Origin of the sequence: Geobacter pickeringii, assembly GCF_000817955.1 — a bacterium.
In the GTDB taxonomy this organism is placed as follows: domain Bacteria; phylum Desulfobacterota; class Desulfuromonadia; order Geobacterales; family Geobacteraceae; genus Geobacter; species Geobacter pickeringii.
Map to the genome: position 1 here is coordinate 2,888,037 of NZ_CP009788.1, position 19,464 is coordinate 2,907,500.

17 protein-coding genes and 2 rRNA genes (1 of these 19 cut by a window edge) are annotated in these 19,464 nt (G+C 62.0%); 5 read left to right on the plus strand and 14 right to left on the minus strand.

Features of this window, described 5'->3' with window-relative positions:
• Nucleotides 1-5: 5 nt before the first annotated feature.
• The 10 genes from GPICK_RS13005 to GPICK_RS13050 all read right to left on the minus strand — a co-directional run bounded on the left by GPICK_RS13005 (nucleotide 6) and on the right by GPICK_RS13050 (nucleotide 12,100).
• Nucleotides 6-335 carry a NifB/NifX family molybdenum-iron cluster-binding protein gene (locus tag GPICK_RS13005; protein ID WP_039743903.1) on the minus strand — a complete coding sequence of 110 codons (330 nt, stop codon included), beginning with the start codon at nucleotides 333-335 and terminating at the stop codon, nucleotides 6-8.
• 46 nt (nucleotides 336-381) lie between these two features.
• Nucleotides 382-645 carry a ferredoxin III, nif-specific gene (gene fdxB / locus GPICK_RS13010; RefSeq protein ID WP_039743905.1) on the minus strand — a complete coding sequence of 88 codons (264 nt, stop codon included), beginning with the start codon at nucleotides 643-645 and terminating at the stop codon, nucleotides 382-384.
• Between the two features lie 62 nt (nucleotides 646-707).
• Complete coding sequence (gene nifX / locus GPICK_RS13015) at nucleotides 708-1,091, minus strand: nitrogen fixation protein NifX (RefSeq protein ID WP_039743907.1); 384 nt, start codon at nucleotides 1,089-1,091, stop codon at nucleotides 708-710.
• A 175-nt stretch (nucleotides 1,092-1,266) separates the two neighbouring features.
• Nucleotides 1,267-4,026, minus strand: coding sequence for a bifunctional nitrogenase iron-molybdenum cofactor biosynthesis protein NifEN (locus GPICK_RS13020; RefSeq protein WP_039743908.1), 2,760 nt, complete (start codon nucleotides 4,024-4,026; stop codon nucleotides 1,267-1,269).
• A gap of 294 nt (nucleotides 4,027-4,320) precedes the next feature.
• A complete protein-coding gene (locus GPICK_RS13025) occupies nucleotides 4,321-5,193 on the minus strand; it encodes a nucleotidyltransferase family protein (protein WP_039743910.1) in 873 nt (290 codons plus the stop codon).
• Nucleotides 5,194-5,572: 379 nt separating this feature from the next.
• Entirely contained in the window at nucleotides 5,573-6,847 is a 1,275-nt protein-coding gene (locus GPICK_RS13030) for a hypothetical protein (protein WP_039743912.1), read from the minus strand.
• A gap of 177 nt (nucleotides 6,848-7,024) precedes the next feature.
• Nucleotides 7,025-8,494, minus strand: a complete 1,470-nt coding sequence (gene nifK, locus GPICK_RS13035) for a nitrogenase molybdenum-iron protein subunit beta (RefSeq protein WP_039743914.1) — start codon at nucleotides 8,492-8,494, stop codon at nucleotides 7,025-7,027.
• A gap of 175 nt (nucleotides 8,495-8,669) precedes the next feature.
• Nucleotides 8,670-10,133, minus strand: coding sequence for a nitrogenase molybdenum-iron protein alpha chain (gene nifD, locus GPICK_RS13040; protein ID WP_039743915.1), 1,464 nt, complete (start codon nucleotides 10,131-10,133; stop codon nucleotides 8,670-8,672).
• 132 nt (nucleotides 10,134-10,265) lie between these two features.
• Nucleotides 10,266-11,135, minus strand: coding sequence for a nitrogenase iron protein (nifH, locus tag GPICK_RS13045; RefSeq protein WP_039743917.1), 870 nt, complete (start codon nucleotides 11,133-11,135; stop codon nucleotides 10,266-10,268).
• A 389-nt stretch (nucleotides 11,136-11,524) separates the two neighbouring features.
• Nucleotides 11,525-12,100 (minus strand): ANTAR domain-containing response regulator, encoded by a 576-nt coding sequence (locus GPICK_RS13050; RefSeq protein ID WP_330217050.1) that lies wholly within the window; start codon nucleotides 12,098-12,100, stop codon nucleotides 11,525-11,527.
• Between the two features lie 168 nt (nucleotides 12,101-12,268).
• Between GPICK_RS13050 and GPICK_RS13055 the strand changes: the two genes are divergently transcribed.
• From GPICK_RS13055 to GPICK_RS13075, 5 genes are read left to right on the plus strand one after another with little or no spacing between them, the layout of a single operon-like run.
• Complete coding sequence (locus tag GPICK_RS13055; RefSeq protein WP_039743920.1) at nucleotides 12,269-13,252, plus strand: efflux RND transporter periplasmic adaptor subunit; 984 nt, start codon at nucleotides 12,269-12,271, stop codon at nucleotides 13,250-13,252.
• Nucleotides 13,253-13,262: 10 nt separating this feature from the next.
• Entirely contained in the window at nucleotides 13,263-14,195 is a 933-nt protein-coding gene (locus GPICK_RS13060) for an ABC transporter ATP-binding protein (RefSeq protein WP_039743921.1), read from the plus strand.
• Nucleotides 14,192-15,160, plus strand: coding sequence for an ABC transporter ATP-binding protein (locus GPICK_RS13065; protein WP_039743923.1), 969 nt, complete (start codon nucleotides 14,192-14,194; stop codon nucleotides 15,158-15,160). The genes GPICK_RS13060 and GPICK_RS13065 overlap by 4 nt, the downstream gene beginning before the upstream one ends.
• The gene (locus GPICK_RS13070) at nucleotides 15,157-16,290 is read left to right on the plus strand and encodes an ABC transporter permease (RefSeq protein WP_039743925.1); all 1,134 of its coding nucleotides are present in this window, start codon (nucleotides 15,157-15,159) and stop codon (nucleotides 16,288-16,290) included. Before GPICK_RS13065 ends, GPICK_RS13070 begins: the two co-directional genes overlap by 4 nt.
• 3 nt (nucleotides 16,291-16,293) lie before the next feature.
• Complete coding sequence (locus GPICK_RS13075) at nucleotides 16,294-17,424, plus strand: ABC transporter permease (protein ID WP_039743927.1); 1,131 nt, start codon at nucleotides 16,294-16,296, stop codon at nucleotides 17,422-17,424.
• A 69-nt stretch (nucleotides 17,425-17,493) separates the two neighbouring features.
• Here GPICK_RS13075 and GPICK_RS13080 read toward each other — a convergent pair whose 3' ends face one another.
• The 4 genes from GPICK_RS13080 to GPICK_RS13095 form a co-directional block, all read right to left on the minus strand.
• The gene (locus GPICK_RS13080) at nucleotides 17,494-17,838 is read right to left on the minus strand and encodes a ferritin family protein (protein ID WP_039743929.1); all 345 of its coding nucleotides are present in this window, start codon (nucleotides 17,836-17,838) and stop codon (nucleotides 17,494-17,496) included.
• Nucleotides 17,839-17,925: 87 nt separating this feature from the next.
• Nucleotides 17,926-18,789 carry a GGDEF domain-containing protein gene (locus GPICK_RS13085; RefSeq protein ID WP_158414179.1) on the minus strand — a complete coding sequence of 288 codons (864 nt, stop codon included), beginning with the start codon at nucleotides 18,787-18,789 and terminating at the stop codon, nucleotides 17,926-17,928.
• Nucleotides 18,790-18,965: 176 nt separating this feature from the next.
• A 5S ribosomal RNA gene (gene rrf / locus GPICK_RS13090) occupies nucleotides 18,966-19,082 on the minus strand.
• A gap of 110 nt (nucleotides 19,083-19,192) precedes the next feature.
• Nucleotides 19,193-19,464, minus strand: a 23S ribosomal RNA gene (locus tag GPICK_RS13095); it runs 2,687 nt beyond the window's last position.

The window sequence follows — 19,464 nt, forward strand, 5'->3', positions numbered from 1 at the left end:
GGTGGTTACAGGGCCTTGGCGATCTCCACCAGCGTCGCCTTGATGGGGCCGTCGGCCACGAAGGCATCGACGCCGAACCGCTCCATCTCCATCTGGGGGCCCTGCCCAATCTGGGCACAGACCACGGCGCGGCAGCCGGCAAGGGCGTCGGCAATGGCCTGGAGCACGTGGGCCCGTTCGGGATGGAAGGCATCGTAGGTGCAGTACCGCTCCACCTTCTTCTCGTCCACCAGCCGCGCCCCGCCGGCGTCCACCTCGAAGATGAGGAAACGCTCGGCATGGCCGAAGTGCTGGTTGATCTCCCGTCCGTCCTTGGAAGCAACTGCGATCAACATTAGACACCCCCTCTTCTTAAAGACGCTCCGGAGGAGCTCGCTCCCTTTACATCGCCACCGGCGCGAAGGTGAAGCACTTCTTCGAACAGGTCCGTCCGCAGGCCTGACAGCCGATGCAGTTGCCCGGATTGGAGACCTTCATGAACATCTTGGCGGAATCGTCCTCGTCCACCTCTTCAAAGGTCAGCACGTCGTGGGCGCAGACCTTGAAGCAGCGGGCGCAGCCGATGCAGGTCTCCTCGTCGATGGAGACGACGAACTCGGGGGTGTACTCGGTCTTGTTTCTTCTCAGTCCGGTGATGTAAGCCATTTTCTCTTCCTCCGTAATATTTGTGGTTGCGTAAGGGCAATTCATGAATTGCCCCGACAAGATCAATCCTCGAACGATACCTCGTGCCCCTTGTTCATCGCCTTGCGGAGCCACGGCGGCGGGTTCCCCTTCAGCACCTCCTCAAGCTTCCCTACCATCTCGCTCAGGCTCACCGGGGTATTGGTCTTCATGGGGTGGATCTTGAGCGCCACGAGCTTGGCCGCCGCCGGCCCACCGATGGCCATGGTGTAGACGATGGCGCACTCCCTGAGCGCAGCGGCCCGAGCCGCGATCTTGTCCTCCTCGTCATCGCCGTGGACACCGACGGTGACCGTTTCCACGAAGGAAGAGCCCTCCGGGCCGATCTCCCAGATCTGGAAATTCTTCGCCATACCGAAATGCTCGTCGATCATCTCGCCGGTTGTTGATGTGAACGCGACTTTCATCTCAAACCCCTTTCATTCTTTGCCACAGAGACACAGAGGTACCGAGAAAACCAAAAACAATCTATCTTTCTGATGTTCAGGCAAAAGCCGTTTCCATCACGAGGAGAGAGGTGCCCTAAGGACTTGTTTCTTCTCCGTGTCTCCGTGTCTCTGTGTCTCTGTGGCAGATTTGGTTTCAGTTATGCGCCAGCTTCTGCGCCTCTCTGGCATTGGCCTGGAAGATATTCGCCGTCTCGAACAACAGATTCATCGTCCCCCGGTAGCCGACCCACATCTTCTGGTGGGCGCCCAGGCGGTCGAAGACCGGGAGACCCGCCCGGAGATGGGCCTTGATGCCGAGCTTCGCCGCCGCCTGGCGGCCGTTGCTGTTAGCCACCAGCAGATCGGAGCCCACCGCCGCCGTCTCCAGGTCTTCCAGGTCGCCGACGAAGACCGTCTCCGTCGGCAGGACATCGAGCCCCCGCACCCGCGTGGCAGCGATGGCCGCCTGGATCTCGCACCCCATGCCGGCTAGGAAGCCGGCCATGGTCTTCAGGTTGTCCGCCTCCAGGGCGATGGTCACCTTCTTGAGACCGAACTGGTAGTGGCTGTCCACCATGGCATCCATGAGCCGGCTCCGCCAGCGGCGGAACTTCTCGGGGACCGGATTTCCCGAAATGGCGGAGAGAGTCTCCATGAGGCGATCCACCTCGGCCAGGCCGGTGATGGAGGTAAAGCCGTAGCAGGGGATGCCGAACTTCTCTTTCAGCGCCAGCCCCGCCTTGGCCAGGGAGTCGCCGATGGAGATGGTCGCCGCGCTCCGCCCCGCCTGGCGGATCCGCTCCATCGACACGCCGCCGGTGGAGAGAGGGGAGACCGTGTCATCGATGTGGCCGTCCAGGGCGCATGAGATGTCGGGGACCATGATCGGGTCGAGGCCGAACGCCTCGCAGATCTCCTTCACCTCCTCCACGTCGGCCGGGGTGAGGTGGGCGCCGGGGAGGACCGTCACCTGTCCGGGAATCGTCTCGCCCCCCTCGGGGACGCTCTTCACGATCGCCTCCACCGCCGCGGCGTACCCTTCCTGCAGCGAGCCGGAGTAGTCGGGGGTGGATGCCCAGATGATCGGCACTGAGGCCAGCTCCGGGTTTTCCTGCCGGAAGTGGACGATGGCGCTCCGGACGTCGTCCCCCATGGTCTCGGTGAGGCCGGAGGTCATGACGCCGACGACGGTCGGCTTGAACTTCTCGATGACCCGCTTGATCCCCTTCTTCAGGTTTTCCCAGCCGCCGAAGATGGCGGTGTCCTCGCTCATGCTGGTGGAGTTGAGGGCGATGGACTCCTTGAAGTGCCGGGAGAGCTGGAGCCGGATGAAGGTGGAGCACCCCTGGGCGCCGTGGAGAAGCCCCAGCATCTGGTCGATGCCGAGATAGGCCAGGGTGGCGCCGAGGGCCGGCGAATTCTTCTGGGGGTTCACCGTGGCGCACTTGGTCGGCACCTTCACCCGCGAGGCGCTCAGCTCTTCGGCCAGATGGGCTTCGGCGTGACCGGCGGCCTTCGCCACATCAGCCGCCAGCTCTTCCTCCGCCTTCTCCCACGGCGCCTTGGCGTTCAGCACCGGCCAGATCGGGTTGTTCACCGTGAGGTCGAGCTGCTTCGCGAAGGTTACCATCCCCTCATAGCCGGCGTAGGGGTGGGAGCGGCCGTGGTTGATGTCGAGGAATGGCGTCTTGGTCTTCAGGGCCAGGAACTTGGTCTTGCCGCCGGCCACGATCAGGTCGGGCACCTTCTCGTACATGACCGAGAGGAGCCCGGCAGTGCTGGTATCCTCGATGATCCGGGCGTCCTGGTGCATCAGGGCCTTCATCCGGTAGAAGTCTTCCAGGGTCGAGTTCTGGGTGCCGGCGGCCAGGATCTCCACCCCCAGCTCCCGCAGGGCATTCACCATGGACCAGGTCTTCACGCCTCCGGTAAAGAGGACCGAACGCTTCCCCTCCAGCCGCGCCCGGTAGGGGGCGATCCGCTCCCGGCATTTCGCCTCTTCCTCCTCCAGAAGCCGCTCCACCCGATCCTGCATGATCCGCTTCTCAAGCCCCCCCACGGTGTTGTCCAGCTCCCGGGCGATGTCCCGCAGGGCCTTGGCCGTGTCGGTCATGCCGTAGAACGACTCCTCCAGGTACGGCATGCCGTAACTCTTCTGCATCTTCTTGGCGAGGTTGGTGAGCGATTTGGAGCAGATGATGACGTTCAGCTTTGCCCGGTGGGCGTAGCGGAGCTCCTCGAATTTCGCATCGCCGCTGAAGCAGGAGAGGATCTGGATGCCGAGCCGGTCAAAGAGCGGCAGCATCCCCCAGAGGTCGCCGGCGATGTTGTACTCGCCGATGAGATTTATCGGATACTCCCCCAGCACCGGCGGCTCGGCGGTGCCGACGACCCGCTTGAAGAGGATCTCCCCCGCCAGCCGGTTGCCGATGTTCTTGTCGCCGATGAAACCGGGGGTGTTGACCGGGATCAGCGGGATGGAAACCTTCTCCTGTGCCGCCTTGCAGACCGCTTCGATGTCGTCGCCGGTCATGGCGGTGACGCAGGTGGCGTAGACGAAGATCGCCTTCGCCTGGTCGCGGTAACGGTCCGCCAGCTCGATGATCGCCTTGTAGAGCTTTTTCTCGCCGCCGAAGATGACGTCGTTCTCCAGCATCTCGGTGGTGAAGCCCCGGCGGTAGAGCTGGGAGCCGGAGGAGCGCGCCCCCCGGTTGTCCCAGGAGTTGCCGGCGCAGGCGATGGGGCCGTGGACGAGGTGGATCACGTCGGTAAGCGGCATCAGCACCACCCGGGCGCCGTCATAGGCGCAGGAGCGCTCGGTCCCCTCCCCCGGCTCCGATTTCTTGCAGAACTTGGGTGCGCCCGCGTCGTGGGTTTCGCATTCGGATACGTCGTAGTAGTCGGGCTTTGCCATGGCTGGAACCTCGAAGAGCGGAAACGAAAAAAGGCGCCGGCCATCTCTCGGATGGCCGGCGCCTTTGCCGGTGTCCCGTTTCTTGTTAGTGCGCTGCGTCTGACTGCTAAAGGGAATGCAGTGGCCGTGCCAAGCCCACGACGCACCGTAACGCACTGATTTATCGAGAATTACTATTCCAAGGTCGTGGCCGCCCCACCCATAATGCCCATTTATTGTGCATCATCGGCATTATCACTCCATCCCCCTCATACGTACCGGCATCTGCCGCACACGACACCCCCCGGGACGTGCCTATTCGAAATATTTGAGGAATTTGCCGTTATACACCAGGTGCCACCAATCGAACGCTTCGGCGACGTTATAGTGGAGGCGCGCCTCCAGAGCCTTGTTCGCCCGGATGAAGGCAAGGGTCAGCTCCTCTTTCACCGCCACGAAGTCGGAATGGGCGGTACACGGAGGGACGTGTCCCGAGACCCCCGTCGGATCCTGTATCGGTGCCATTTCGGTGTTGAACAGATGTGAAAGGATGCCGTGCATGTCCACGTCATACACAACAGACGATACCCCTTCCAGATATTTGGCGGTCACCAGCTCGAGATAAAAGGAGGAAATCGAGACCCCGGCAGAATATTTCCAGGCTTTCATGAGTCTTATGAGGTTCCTGACTCCCGGGCCCAGCCGCTGCTCAAGCGTCTTCAGGTACGCGCCGTGGGCCTCGGGGCTCGTCCTCATCCACCCCCCCGCAGGATTAGGCATCTCATAGACGCGGCAGCCGTTCGCCTCCGCGACCATGTCGGCCGGGATAACCACAGTAACATCCTTGGCGCCAACACCAAAAGCCACCCGCACTCCCGGCACCTGTTCACTCACTTCACCGTGGTGGAGATGAAAGTCGAGATAGTTTTTTATCTCGGAAACCGTCGCCGCGGAGTCCGCTTTCAATCTGTTCGTGGGTATGACGGCAAAATAATCATAATCACTGCAGCCGGTGATACAGGTCCCGTTGTGCAGAGAACCGGTTATGACGAAATCGTTCAGGCCATAGCCGGACCTCAGGAGGTTGGCCAGGGAGAGATGGAGCGTCTTCGAAGACTCCGCCTCCGTGTGGGTGGGGGTCACCCGATGGAGGAGCTCATTGAATCCCCTATTGACGGTTCGGGACATGCGTCACCTCCCGGAAGGCCCGGATGCCATCATCATCAACGCGCAACGCGGTCGCCATTCCCCATCTCTCCACCGCAGCGACTTCCATATGCCGTTCCCTCCGTCACCACGCAGAAAAGCCGTCCGATTCAGCACCCCCCTGACCCGAACGGCATCCATGCCACCAAAAGCATCCCTGCGCAGAAGCGGCAACGCAGACCAACCCGATCTGCCGCGACATTCACCGCCGATGCTGCCCAACCTACTCCTGCATCTGCCGCCCGTCAAGGTTTTACCGGTGAAGGGGATTGTCTGGCGCCCATAAGGAAAGGGGCGCGTTCCGATGAATCGCGCCCCCATATTCCCCCGATGCCTCGTTATCAGGCAGCACAGGCGCCACTCAGCCGAAACGGTAGACAAGGCGCCCCCCCTGATAGAGTTCGATGGGCCCATCCTGGGAGACCTTGATGACCTTCCCGAAGAAGGATGCCGCGCAGGCCGCCGTGGTCCTTCCTCCGCCGGTGACCACCTCACGGGCATGAGAGGTGTCGATGATGAAGCCGGTTTCCAGGAGCTTGCCGCTGCGGCTGAAGACCGTCATCCCGTCGGAGGAGAGGATGCGCAGGAGGGTTCCCGCCGCTTTCAGCTCGCCGATCGACCGTCCCCGGACCCCGCCGATGAGGAGCCGGCCGATCGGATCGTCTCCCCCCACCGATCCTTTCTTCAGGGGGGCCAGCTGCCTGACCCCGCGGTCATAGACGAGGACAACCGTTCCGTGCCGCAGCTTGGAAAGGGCGTAGAGCGTCCAGAGCAGATCGTCGGCGGCGGCCCCGTCGAGGCTCCCGGCAAGAAACGAGCGGACGATGTCGGGGTCGAAGATCGCCCACACGCCGCGGCGACGCACCAGGAGCTTGTCCGGGGTGATCATCACCTCGATCTCCGACGCCCCGTTGACCGTGACGGCAAAGGCACCGGAGCCGGCATTTCTAACGAGAGAGAAGATCTCCCGGTTGGTCAGCCGCTCCACATCGTTGTCCATGGCACCGCCGCCGGTCCTCATGATGCCGGTCACCTGCATCTGGATGTTGGCGACGAAGAAGAGGTTGGTGCCGTCGATGAAGCGGTAGGTCAGGGGGTTGTCGAAGAAGGCCGGGGTGATGGGCTCGGCGGGCTGCAGGGGGATAAGGGAGTGCTTGCGGTAGCGGAGCAGCCGCCGAAGCTCCGCCGGGGTGGTCCGGTGGACGATGAAGCCGGTGGTGGCCGGCTTTCCTTCATAGCGCTGGTAGGAGAGGTTCTTCAGGAGCTGGATCAGCTGCTGGATCGGCCAGAACCCCTTCCGGTGGTCTCCCCGCAGCGACCGGGCCACGGTGATGTCCATGATGGAGGCGAGAAGGGCCGTCCGGAAGTGGGCGGCGTACCCTTCCTGCCGGAAGCCGGAGTAGAGAGCCGAAAACGCCGTGAGGAGCTCGCGGCAGAAGGACTCCTCGGTGCGGGTGAAGGGGAGGGTTTCCCGGCGGGCCGTGAAGAGGTAGCGGCGGTCCTCGATCGTGACGACCACGTTGATGGTGGTTTTCTCCCCCTTTTCCCCCTTCCCTTCGGGGACGAGGTCCACCGAGGCCCCTCCGAGAAAGGATTCAAGGTTCCCCCGTATGGCATCGAACACGGCAATCGGCATGGTCGCTCCCGGTCTGCGGATGGTCCTGTTTCGAGAATTCTAGCAGCAACGCGGTGGAGAGACAATCATCGATCACCGGTGGTCCGGCATCGGACGGTCCGCCATGCTCGAAAAAAAAGGGACACGCCCCGGAATCCGGGACCTGTCCCCACTTCAGCTGCAGTCAGAACGTGGCAGTTACCGCATCATCTCGAAGAACTGGTCGTCGCAGGTGTCGTCGGTGATGTCGATGAACTTGTTGCAGATCGCCGTCACCATGTTGAGGACCCCTTGGTAACCGATGAGCGGGTAGCGGTGCAGGTTTACCCGGTCGAAGATCGGGAAGCCGAAGCGGAAGAGCGGAATCTTCGCGTCGCGGGCGATGAACTTGCCGTGGGTGTCGCCGATGATGGCGTCCACGGGGTCGGTCATGAGAAGGCTGCGCATGTGCCAGAGGTCTTTGCCCATGTAGATCTTCCCCTGCTTCCCGTACAGGGAGGAGTCGAGGAGCGCCTGGATCTCCTTCTCCACCTTCTTGCTCCCCTTGCTGCAGAGGATGTGGGAGGGGATCGCCCCCATCTCCAGGAGGAAGGAGACGTAGCCGAGGAGCTGGTCAGGGTCGCCGTAGAGGGCGAATTTTTTCCCGTGGATATACTGGTGGGCGTCGGTCATGGCGTCCACGGCCCGGCCGCGCTCGGCCTTGAGGCTCTCGGGAACCGGCTTGCCGGTGAGCTCGGCAATCTTCAGCAGGAACGCATCGGTCTTGGCAATGCCGAGGGGCATCGGTATGGCCGCATGCTTGCCGGCGTAGTTGTCCTTGAGCCAGGCGTAGGTCTTCGTGGCCGAGAAGGGACCGAGGTTGATGGTCGCCTTGCCGTTGATGGAGTCGGCCGCGTCGTCCAGCTTCGTCCCGCCGGGGTAGATCCGGTAGGTGCCGTCCAGGGGCGAATCGAAGACTTCGGAGATGTCGCCCAGGATGGTGTAGGGAACGCCGAAGGCATCGAAGATCCGCTTGTACTCCCGGAAGTTGCCGGTGTTGGCGTCAAAGCCGGGGATCAGGTTGATCTTGCCGGTGCAGCGCCCTTCCACCTTCTTCCCGTCTGTCAGGGTCTGGAGGATGGAAAGGAGCATGACGTCATAGCCGTGGACATGGGAGCCGTTGAAGCTCGGGGTATTGGCGTAGGGGGTCGGCATGTCGGCCGGCACGATCCCCTTGTTGCGGGCGTTCTTGAGGAACGCGGTCAGGTCGTCCCCGATGATCTCCGGCATGCAGGAGGTGAAGACGGGGACCATCTTCGGCTTGTAGAGGGCGATGGCGTTCTCCAGCCCCTCGTGGAGGTTGTTCTGGCCGCCGAACACCGCGCCGTCCTCGGTCATGGCGTCGGAAACGGCCGGAGCCGGCTCGCGGAAGTGGCGGTTGAGGGTGGAACGGTAGTAAGAGGCGCACCCCTGGGAGCCGTGGACGAAGGGGAGCGACCCTTCGAAGGCATGGGCCACCAGTTCGGCCCCCAGCGGCTGGCAGGCGTGGGGAGGCATGACCACCAGCGCCTCGCGCTTGAAGTTGAGTTCCTTGTACTCTTCGGTGTTGATCCATTCCTTGACCCGCTCGATCTCTTCGGCAGGGGTCTCAGTAACCGGCTTGACAGCTAATCCAAGATTGTTTCCCATTGTCGTATCTCCTTTCGACCGGAACTCATCCGTTCACGGACGATTCAATTCAAAATCTCGCCACAGAGTCACGGAGTCACAGAGTTTCACAGAGAAACAGAAATGCAAAAATTATATGTTAGTCATTTAAGACACTTACGCATTTCCCTGTGACTCTGTGTCTCTGTGGCAGGTTTTAGAATGGCGCCTTCACCAGTTCCCACGTGGGGCTATTAATCGCCATGTCGATATCCCGGGCAAAGATCGGGAACCCTTTGTAGCCGTGGTAGGGACCGGAGTAGTCCCAGCTGTGCATCTGGCGGAAGGGGAGCCCCATCTTCTGGAAGACGTACTTCTCCTTGATGCCGGAGGCGACCAGGTCGGGCTTTATGGTATGGGCAAACAGCTCCAGCTCCAACTCGGAGGCATCATCGAACACCACCGTGGCGTCGGGCATCTCCGGCGCGGTCCGGTCATAATCGTCGGTGTGGGCGAACTCGTAGCCGGAACCGACGCAGACCATCCCCAGGTCCTCGTAGGCGCCGATGGTGTGACGCGGACGCAGGCCGCCGACGTAGATCATCACCTTCTTCCCGTCCAGGCGCGGTTTCACCTCGTCGATAATCGCCTGACAGACCGGGTCGTACTTGGCGATGACCGCCTCCACCTTCTCCTTGATGGTGTCGTCGAACAATTCGGCCAGCTTGCGGAGGCTCTCCCTGATCTTGGTGGGGCCGAAGAAGTTCAGCTCGATCCAGGGGATGCCGTATTTCTCTTCCATGACCTTGCACATGTAGTTCATGGAGCGGTAGCAGTGGATGACGTTGAGCTTCACCTGGTGGGTGGCGGCAATCCGCTCCATCTCGCCGTCGCCGGTCCAGACCGCCTTCACGTTGAAGCCGCACTCTTCCAGGAGTGGTTTCGTCGACCAGGCGTCGCCGCCGATGTTGTACTCGCCGATGAGGGCGATGTCATAAGGGCCGATCGGCTCGGCGAACTCGCGGGTCTCGATGATGTAGTCACGGATGGTGTCGTTGGAGATGTGGTGCCCCAGCGACTGGGAGACGCCGCGGAATCCTTCGCAGTTACACGGGATGATCGGGATGTCCAGCTCCTTGGAGGTCGTCTTCGCCACGGCGTTGATGTCGTCGCCGATGAGGCCGACCGGGCACTCGGAGAGGACCGAAATCCCCTTGGCCAGCGGGAAGAGCTCCTTGGCCTCGCCGAGCAGCTGCTTCAGCTTCTTGTCGCCGCCGTAGACGATATCCTTCTCCTGGAAATCGGAGGTGAACTGCATGCCGAACTGGTCAACCCCGAGGGTTCCGGACATCAGGTTACGCCGGGTGCCCCAGGAGTACCAGCCGCAGCCGACCGGACCGTGGGAGACGTGGACCATATCGCGGATCGGGCCCCAGACGACCCCCTTAGCGCCGGCGTAAGCGCAGCCGCGGGCGCTCATGACGCCGGGAACGGTCTTCTTGTTGGACTTGACGCAAGCCGAGCCGCTCGCCTGATCGTTGGGGGCCAGGTGCGGCGCCCGCTTCTTGCGGCCCTTTTCCGGATAGACCTCAAGGACCTTATCGATCATCCCCTGGGTCGACTCCTTGGTAATCCCGTCGACCGTGGTTATACCTTCAGTTTTTTCAAGTGCATTGGACATATGGATAACCCCTTTCAAAACCTGCCACGGAGGCACGGAGCCACAGAGTTACACAGAGAAAACGCAAACCAATCCAACTCCCTCTATACGGTTTTCTCCGTGTCTCCGTACCTCTGTGGCGGATTTTCGTCTCTATTTCGTCGCCGCTTCGGCCACGCCCACGATGCTCTCGTCCTCGGCCTCCATGATGCCGAACTCCATGAGGAGGTCTTCCAGCTCTTCCATCTCCAGCGGAGTCGGCACGACCAGCATCTTGTTGTCGAGGATCTTCTGGGCAAGGGTGCGATACTCGTTTGCCTGCGGATGATCCGGAGAGTACTCGATGACGGTCATCCGGCGCAGTTCGGCGCGCTGGACCTGATTGTCGCGGGGGACGAAATGGATCATCTGGGTGCCGAGCTTCTTGGCCAGGGCCTCGATCAGCTCGTCTTCCCGGTCGGTCTTGCGGGAGTTGCAGATGAGGCCGCCGAGACGGACCTTGCCGGAGGAGGAGTACTTGAGGATACCCTTGGCGATGTTGTTGGCGGCGTACATGGCCATCATCTCGCCGGAGCAGACGATATAAATCTCTTCGGCCTTGTTCTCGCGGATCGGCATGGCGAACCCGCCGCAGACGACGTCGCCGAGAACGTCATAGAAGACGAAGTCGAGATCCGGGGTGTAGGCGCCGTTCTCTTCAAGGAAGTTGATGGCGGTGATGACGCCGCGGCCGGCACAGCCGACGCCCGGCTCGGGGCCGCCCGACTCGACGCACTTGACATCGCCATAGCCGACCTTCAGCACGTCATCAAGCTCCAGATCCTCAACCGTGCCGAGTTCGCGAACCAGATCCATGACCGTGGACTGGGCCTTTGCGTGGAGGATCAGGCGGGTGGAGTCGGCCTTGGGGTCGCAGCCGACGATCATCACCTTCTTGCCCAGCGATGCCAGGCCCGCCACCGTATTCTGGGTCGTCGTGGACTTGCCGATGCCACCTTTGCCGTAAATCGCGATCTGTCTCATGTTCCGTCTCCTTTCGTCCACTCATCCGTGGACCGTCTGGGAATGTGCGGGGCAACAAAAAAGGCGCCCCATTCGTGATAATGGCGGCGCCTTTGCCTAGGTCCTTCGATGCAATGAATACGTCAGCGTATTCGATGATTCGATCTTTGTTAACCTGGTAATTAGCATTGAGCATGCCAACCCAGAATACTTTGATTTTACTGAGTTTTATCTCCCAGCTCCTAACGAGCGAGCCTCATTGCGGTGCAGATGCCCAACATTTAATCACCAATCCAACTACAATCCCTCCCGGAACTTCTTTCGTCAACACCGACGCAATTTCTGCTTAAAAAATAGAACGGGGCACCGTCCACCATCGGTGCCCCGTTCTCCGGTCCGTCCCCCGCCGGCTACTCCGTCAGCAGGATCGCCTCGGCGATCTGACGCATGCTCTTGCGCTTGTCCATGGCCAGCTTCTGCATCCTGCGGAATGCCTCGGGCTCGGAAAGTCCCTGTTTTTGCATCAGGATCCCCTTGGCCTTTTCGATGACCTTGCGGCTCTCCAGGGTCTCCTTCAGGTCCTCCACCTGCTCCTTGAGGGTTTCCACCTCGTCGGCGTGGGCGCAGGCAACCTCGATGGCGGGCCAGAGGTCCTGCTCCCGGAACGGCTTGGTCAGGATGCCGCCGATGCCGCTCTCCTTGGCCCGCTTCACCGTGTCGGGATCATAGCATGCCGTGAGGAGAATGATGGGGATCTTCAGCTTCCGGCGGATGTCGCGGGCGGCGGTTACACCGTCCTTCTTCGGCATGGAGACGTCGAGGATCGCGATGTCGGGGAGCTTGTCCAGGGCGAGCCGCACTGCCTCCTCACCGTCGCCGCACTCTACGATTTCATCGAATCCAAGTTCCGCAAGCTTACTTTTTAAGCTCATCCTGATTATCGGCTCATCGTCGCACACCAGGGCTTTTCGCAATGAAATCACCACCTTAAATTGTATTTTCCGGACCCAACCTCTCTAACCAGCAAAAAACTCAGCATAAACCGTTCCAATGAACGGCGCCGGTCCGCCCATTGATAATTCTTTACAACGTCGCTCAGCGTGCCAGAATAGGAAGGACGTCACGCCACGCATACCACTCCACGGAGGAGTTTCATGAAGAAGAAGGTGGTCATCATCGTGCTTGTTCTGCTCGCTGCCGCAGTCGCGCTCTGGTTCGCGACCAGCCGGCGCTCCCCCAGCGACGGGTCGATCGCAGTCTCGGGGAATATCGAGGTGACCGACGTGGAGGTGAGCTTCAAGGTTCCGGGGAAGGTGCGCGAGCGGCTCGTCGACGAAGGCGAGACGGTGAAAGCGGGACAGGTGGTGGCGCGGCTGGACGACGAAGACCGGCGGCTGGAGGTCGCCCAGCAGGAGCGGCAGGTGGAGGGGCTGGCGGCGGCCCTGCGGGAGCAGGAAAACGGTTTTCGGCGGGAAGAGATCGCCCAGGCCGACGCCGCGGTGACGCGCGCCCGGGCCGATGCCGACCGGCTGGAGACCGATTTTGTACGCCAGGAGGCCCTCTACCGGCGCGAGGTCATCCCCCGGCGTGACTTCGACGCGGTCAAGGCCGCCCGCGATTCGTCCCGGGCGCTGCTGCGCGAGACCGAGGCACGGCAAGAGCTGATGCACCGGGGCCAGCGCCGCGAACGGATCGACGCCGCCCGGGCCCAGTTCAGGCAGGCCCAGGAGACCCTGGCGCTGACCAGGACCCGCCTCGGCTACACCACCCTCGCCTCACCCACGGCAGGGCTGGTACTCTCGAAGCATGTGGAGCCGGGAGAGCAGGTGGTGGCCGGAACGCCGGTCATCACCGTGGGCGACGTCACCAACACCTGGCTGCGGGCCTACATCGCCGAGACCGACCTGGGGCGGATCAAGGTGGGACAGAAGGCGCGGATCAGGACCGACACCTGGCCCGACCGGCGCTACGAGGGGACCGTCACCTTCATCTCCCCCGAGGCCGAGTTCACGCCGAAGAACGTGCAGACCGAAAAGGAGCGGGTAAAACTCGTCTACCGGATCAAGATCACCATCCCGAACCCGAAGATGGAGCTCAAGCCGGGGATGCCGGCGGACGCCGAGATCATCACCCGCTAGAACCTTCCCCATGGACGCCATCCACACCGACAACCTCACCAAGCGCTTCGGCGACCTCACCGCCGTGGACGGCCTTACCCTCACCGTGGCGCCGGGCGAGCTCTTCGGCCTCGTCGGCTCCGACGGGGCGGGGAAGACCACCACCATGCGGATGCTCTGCGGGATCATGGACCCGTCAGGCGGCGAGGCGCGGGTGCTCGGCCGCCACACGGTGCGGGAGGCGGAGGCGATCAAGGACGAGATCGGCTACATGAGCCAGCGTTTCGGCCTCTATCCCGACCTTACGGTGCTCGAGAACATCCACTTCTATGCCGACATCTACGGCATTCCCCGCCGGGGGCGTGACGAAAAAATAGACAGACTGCTTGCCTTCAGCAACCTCACGCCGTTCCGGCGCCGTCAGGCGGGCAACCTCTCCGGCGGCATGAAGCAGAAGCTCGGCCTTGCCTGCGCCCTGATCCATACCCCGCAGGTCCTCTTCCTGGACGAACCGACCAACGGGGTCGATCCGGTCTCGCGCCGGGATTTCTGGCGCATCCTCTACCAGCTCCTGCGGGGGGGAGTCACCATCTTCGTCACCACCGCCTACCTGGACGAGGCGGAGCGCTGCAACCGGGTGGGGCTGATCCACAAGGGGCGGCTGCTGGCCTGCGACGCCCCTCGCCGGCTCAAGGGGCTCATGCGGGGGACGATCCTCGAAGTCCGCACCGATGCCGCCCGGCAGGCGGGTCGCATCCTGCGCACGGGACTCGACGGCACCACCTCCGTGGGGCTTTTCGGCGACCGGGTCCATGTGGTGACCGACACGCCGGACCAGACATGCTCAGCCATCGAGGCACTCATGGCGCGGGAGGGGGTCGCCCTCCGGGGGCTGCACTCCATCGAACCGACCCTGGAGGATGTCTTCGTCTCGGTCCTCTCCGCTACGGAGGGTGCGCGATGACCGGCACCGATTACGCCGTCACCATCCGGGAGCTGGAGCGCCGCTTCGGAGACTTCACCGCCGTGAACCGGATCAGCCTCGACGTGCGCCGGGGGGAGATCTTCGGCTTCCTCGGCCCCAACGGGGCGGGAAAGTCGACCACCATCCGGATGCTCTGCGGCATCCTCCCCCCCAGCGCCGGCAGCGGCACCGTGGCCGGCTTCGACATCGTCCGCGACGCCGAGGAGATCAAGAAGAACATCGGTTACATGAGCCAGAAGTTCTCCCTCTACGAAGACCTGACCGTGGAGGAGAACATCGACTTCTACGCCGGCATCTACAAGATCCCGGACGGGAAGCGGCGGGAGCGGAAGGAGTGGGTGATCGGGATGGCGGGCCTTGCCGAGCACCGCCGCAGCCGCACCGCCATCCTCTCCGGCGGCTGGAAACAGCGTCTGTCGCTGGGGTGCGCCATTCTCCACGAGCCTCCCATCGTCTTTCTCGACGAGCCGACCTCCGGCGTGGACCCGATCAGCCGCCGCAGTTTCTGGGATCTGATCTACCGCCTCGCCGGCGGCGGGGTCACGGTCTTTGTCACTACCCATTACATGGACGAAGCCGAGTACTGCGACCGTCTCGCCCTCATCTACCGGGGGGAAATCATCGCCCTCGGCACTCCGGAGGAGCTGAAGACCGACCGGATGACCGAGGAGATCGTGGAGGTGGCCTGCGACCGACCACAGGAACTAATGGAGGAGATCGAGACGATCCCCGGCGTGAAGCATGCGGCACTCTTCGGCCGGGGACTCCACGTGGTGACCGGTGACGCCGGGGGAGCGGTGCCGGCCATCGGCCGGATCCTCACCTCTCGGGGTGTCGAGGCAGAGCGGATCGAGAAGATCGTCCCGTCGCTGGAGGATGTCTTTGTCTCCCTCATCGAGGCCCGCGATCGGGAAGAAGGCGCACAACGGGAGTTCACCCGATGAGGATTCAGCGGATCAGAGCCGTGGCCCGCAAGGAGTTCATCCACGTTTTCCGGGACATCCGGAGCCTCATCATGGGGATCGCCATCCCGATGATGCTCCTCTTCCTCTTCGGCTACGCCCTCACCCTCGACGTGGACAACGTCCCCCTCATGGTTTGGGACCAGAGCGGCACCCCGGCAAGCCGCGATCTGGTGAGCCGGTTCAGCGGCTCGCGCTATTTCTCCCTTACGGGGTACGCCACCGACTACCGGGAGATCGAGCGGGCCATCGACCGCCGCGACGCCCTCATGGCCATCGTCATCCCCCGGGGCTTCGCCGAAAACCTCCGGGCGGGACGCCCCGTCCGGGTCCAGGCCGTCGTCGACGGGAGCGACTCCAACACCGCCACTACCGCGCTGGGCTACGCCGAGTTCATCACGGCAGGCTACAGCAGCGGCATCGCCCTGGAGCAGAGCCGGCGCGCCACCACCGACCTTCCCCGCCCTCCCCTCTCCCTTGAACCCCGGGTCTGGTTCAATGCCGATCTGGTCTCACGCAACGCCATCGTTCCCGGCCTCATCGCGGTCATCATGATGGTCATCGCCGCGCTCCTCACCTCCCTCACCGTGGCGCGGGAGTGGGAGACCGGCACCATGGAGCAGCTCATCTCCACCCCCCTCACCGGCGCGGAGCTGATCGTCGGCAAGCTCGTCCCCTACTTCTGCATCGGCCTCTTCGACCTTGTCGTCTCCCTCCTGGCCGGACGCTTCATCTTCCAGGTGCCGATGCGCGGCGAGCGACCGCTGCTCCTGGCCACCGCCATCCTCTTTCTCCTCGTGGCACTGGCCCTGGGGGTCTTCATCAGCATCGTCGGCAAAAGCCAGTTCGCCGCCAGCCAGTTCGCCATGGTGGCAACGCTGCTCCCCGCGTTTCTCCTGTCGGGGTTCGTCTTCCCCATCGCCAACATGCCGCTTCCGCTCCAGGCGATCACCCATGCCATTCCGGCCCGTTACTTCGTCACCATCCTGCGGGGGCTCTACCTGAAAGGGGTGGGGCTCACGGTGCTGGCAGGCGACATCCTCTTCCTCGCCGTATTCGGGGCCCTCGTCTTCGCCCTGGCGGTGCTGAAGTTCCGCAAGAGGATCGGGTAGGCCATGTTCGGGCGCCTGGAGACCATGCTCATAAAGGAGGCAATCCAGATCCTCCGGGACCCGAAGATGCGGTTCATCATCCTCGTCATCCCGGCGGTTCAGATCACCCTCTTCGGCTATGCGGTCAACACCGACGTCACCCATATCGCCACCGCGGTATGTGACCGGGACAACAGCGCCACGAGCCGCGACCTGGTGGCGCGGCTGGAACGCTCCGGCTATTTCGACGTCGTGCGGCGGGTGGAACGGGAGGAGGAAATCCGCGCTCTCCTCGACCGGGGGACGGTGCGGGCCGCCGTGCAGGTGAACCGTGGGTTCGAAGAGGCGATCCGCGCCGGACGGACGGCACCGCTCCAGATCATCGTCGACGGCACCGACCCGAGTACCGCCCGGATCGTCGTGAGCTACTCGGTGAAGATCGCCGAGCGTTTCAGCGACCAGATCCGGGCTGAACATCTCGTGCGGCAGGGAGGACGGGCGACGGAAGGGGGGCGGGTTGAACTGGAAAGCCGCGCCTGGTTCAACGACAATCTGGAAAGCCGCAACTTCTACGTGCCGGGGGTCATCGCCTCCATGGTCCTCATCACCACCATGATGCTTTCCAGCATGGCGGTGGTGCGGGAAAAAGAGATCGGCACCATGGAGCAGATCATCGTCACACCGATCCAGCGCTGGGAATTCATTGTCGGCAAGCTCGTGCCGTTCGCCATCGTCGGCTACATCAATGTTATCATCGTCACCGGGGTCGCCCTCTTCTGGTTCAGGGTCCCGCTGCGGGGGAGCGTCGCACTGCTGGTAGGATCGACGGCCCTTTTCCTGATGAGCACCCTTGGCTTCGGGCTTTTTATCTCCACCCTGAGCAGGACCCAGCAGCAGGCGATGATGAGCTCCTTCATGTTCACCTTCCCGGCGATGCTTCTTTCGGGCTTCGCCTTCCCCATCGAGAATATGCCCCGCAGCATCCAGTACGCCACCTACCTGAACCCGCTCCGCTACTATCTGGTCATCGTCCGGGGGATCTTTCTCAAGGGGATCGGCCTCGAAATTCTCTGGCCGCAGGTGACGGCGCTGGCGCTGCTCGGCGGCACGATCCTCGTCTTTGCGGTGGGCCGCTTCAGGAAAACGGTGGGGTAGGTCAAGATGACAAAAGGGCGCCACGGATTGCTCCGCAGCGCCCTTCATCACAAAGAGTCCATTCGGGAGTCAGGATTTTCCCGCTGACTTCCTCCCCTTTGCCTTGGCTGTCTTTTTCAACTCCCCGACAATCTCGTCCACCTCTTCGAACCCTTCGGCGTAGAACCGTTCCTCCTCCGGCTCCAACTGGTAGAGCAGCTTCAAAAACTCTCCGGCGTGGACCCGCTCCTCATCGGCAACGTCGCGCAGGACGGCCTGGGCCAGGGCATTGTCAGTCGATTCGGCCAGCTGCATGTAGAGCTGGATCGCTTCATACTCGGCCGACACCATAAAGCGGATGGCGCGCACCAGTTCAGCATGGGTCAGCTTTCTGTCGGCAGCACGGCCGGCAAACGGTGATCCAAAGTCAGGCATGGGGTCCTCCTCGTCCTTGCATTAAGGGATTAACTGCTCGACAGCGCATTCTTCCCACCACCGCCTACCAGTCCAGGCCGAATCATCTCAGGCAACCCCCATCGCCCGGTCGACGACCTCATATCGAACCGTCGTGGTTGAAGAGCGACGGCTTGCCGAGTGGGCGAGTCCTCCCACCTTGCGAAACATTTCATCAACGCCGGCGGGGGGTACCATGAAGGTGGTAGCCCCGATGCCGAAGGGGACCTGCCAGCGGTTCTCACTCAACAAGGCGGCAAGCTGTTCCTGGAGTTTTTTTACGACCACCCGTCCAGATTCGTTGGGTGTCTCGGGGAGCATCACCGCAAAGGTTGCGAAGTCGAGTCGCGCCGCCATGTCGGTTCCCCTTACCGCCGCCCGGACCACACCGGCGACGGACCTCAGCAATGAGGAAAGGTGCTCCGAGTCCCCCGCCGACCTCACCGTCGCCAAGTCGAACTCAATAATCGCCAGGGTAAACGGATGCTCATAGCGCTCCGAGCGCCGAATCTCGACGAGTGCCAGCTCCTGGAAGAATATGCCGCTCAGCATGCCCGTGAGCGGATCCAGACGGGTCATCAGCTTACGATAGTCGTGAGCAGAGCGGAGCGCGGCAAAGAGCATGACGAAGATGAGAAAAAGGCCGGCTTGTAGGGTGAGATTCCAGAGCTGGACACCAAAGGGTCCTGGATCGTGAGGATCGTACCTGTTAACGGCATACCAGATGCCGGAACAGCAAAATGCTGCAACGAAACCATTGCGGCGGGACCCCGACCACGTGATGAGCGCCAAGGGGATAAGGTAGAAGGGTTCACTGGTGAGTTGCTTGGTTAGATAGTCCACAAGCCCCACCAGGACTATCAATACATACCCAAGAGCGACAAACCCCTGACGTGACTGCCTGTCAAGATACTCAGCGACTTCTTTCATCATTGCCTCTGCCCGGACATCAAACATTGTTATTTCAATAAATAGCAGAGTATACAACAAGATTCAATTCCAGATTGAGTAGCAAGGAGAGAAGTGGGTAAAAGAGGAGAGAATATGGAGATAGAGAGGTGAGACGCGAAACGCCCCCCCTGAGGACAGGGGGGGCGTTTGTAAAAAACTCCCGGCGGCGACCTACTCTCCCACACCGCTACCAGTGCAGTACCATCGGCCCAGAGGGGCTTAACTTCCGTGTTCGGGATGGGAACGGGTGTGACCCCCTCGGCATAGCCACCGAGAAACCTTAGAAATGTATCTTGGGCAATTGCATTTATGCGAGATCGAGAGCGTTAGGGAGTGATTCAATATGACGGGGGTGGGGTTGCCACCCCCGCGAGTATAGTTTTTTATGGTCAAGCCTCACGGCCGATTAGTACCGGTCAGCTGAACGCATTGCTGCGCTTACACACCCGGCCTATCAACGTTGTGGTCTACAACGGGCCTACAGGGGACTCGCGTCCCGGGGATACCTAATCTTGAAGGAGGCTTCCCGCTTAGATGCTTTCAGCGGTTATCCTTTCCGTACATAGCTACCCAGCGACTGCTCCTGGCGGAACAACTGGAACACCAGAGGTACGTCCATCCCGGTCCTCTCGTACTAAGGACAGCTCTTCTCAAGTA

Coding starts and splice junctions, on each gene's coding strand:
- GPICK_RS13085 (WP_158414179.1), bottom strand. CDS start 18,789: ATGATGAAAGAAGTCGCTGAGTATCTTGACAGGCAGTCACGTCAGGGG.
- GPICK_RS13005 (WP_039743903.1), bottom strand. CDS start 335: ATGTTGATCGCAGTTGCTTCCAAGGACGGACGGGAGATCAACCAGCAC.
- GPICK_RS13075 (WP_039743927.1), top strand. CDS start 16,294: ATGTTCGGGCGCCTGGAGACCATGCTCATAAAGGAGGCAATCCAGATC.
- GPICK_RS13060 (WP_039743921.1), top strand. CDS start 13,263: ATGGACGCCATCCACACCGACAACCTCACCAAGCGCTTCGGCGACCTC.
- GPICK_RS13065 (WP_039743923.1), top strand. CDS start 14,192: ATGACCGGCACCGATTACGCCGTCACCATCCGGGAGCTGGAGCGCCGC.
- fdxB (WP_039743905.1), bottom strand. CDS start 645: ATGGCTTACATCACCGGACTGAGAAGAAACAAGACCGAGTACACCCCC.
- GPICK_RS13025 (WP_039743910.1), bottom strand. CDS start 5,193: ATGTCCCGAACCGTCAATAGGGGATTCAATGAGCTCCTCCATCGGGTG.
- nifD (WP_039743915.1), bottom strand. CDS start 10,133: ATGTCCAATGCACTTGAAAAAACTGAAGGTATAACCACGGTCGACGGG.
- GPICK_RS13030 (WP_039743912.1), bottom strand. CDS start 6,847: ATGCCGATTGCCGTGTTCGATGCCATACGGGGGAACCTTGAATCCTTT.
- nifX (WP_039743907.1), bottom strand. CDS start 1,091: ATGAAAGTCGCGTTCACATCAACAACCGGCGAGATGATCGACGAGCAT.
- GPICK_RS13070 (WP_039743925.1), top strand. CDS start 15,157: ATGAGGATTCAGCGGATCAGAGCCGTGGCCCGCAAGGAGTTCATCCAC.
- GPICK_RS13020 (WP_039743908.1), bottom strand. CDS start 4,026: ATGGCAAAGCCCGACTACTACGACGTATCCGAATGCGAAACCCACGAC.
- nifK (WP_039743914.1), bottom strand. CDS start 8,494: ATGGGAAACAATCTTGGATTAGCTGTCAAGCCGGTTACTGAGACCCCT.
- nifH (WP_039743917.1), bottom strand. CDS start 11,135: ATGAGACAGATCGCGATTTACGGCAAAGGTGGCATCGGCAAGTCCACG.
- GPICK_RS13055 (WP_039743920.1), top strand. CDS start 12,269: ATGAAGAAGAAGGTGGTCATCATCGTGCTTGTTCTGCTCGCTGCCGCA.
- GPICK_RS13080 (WP_039743929.1), bottom strand. CDS start 17,838: ATGCCTGACTTTGGATCACCGTTTGCCGGCCGTGCTGCCGACAGAAAG.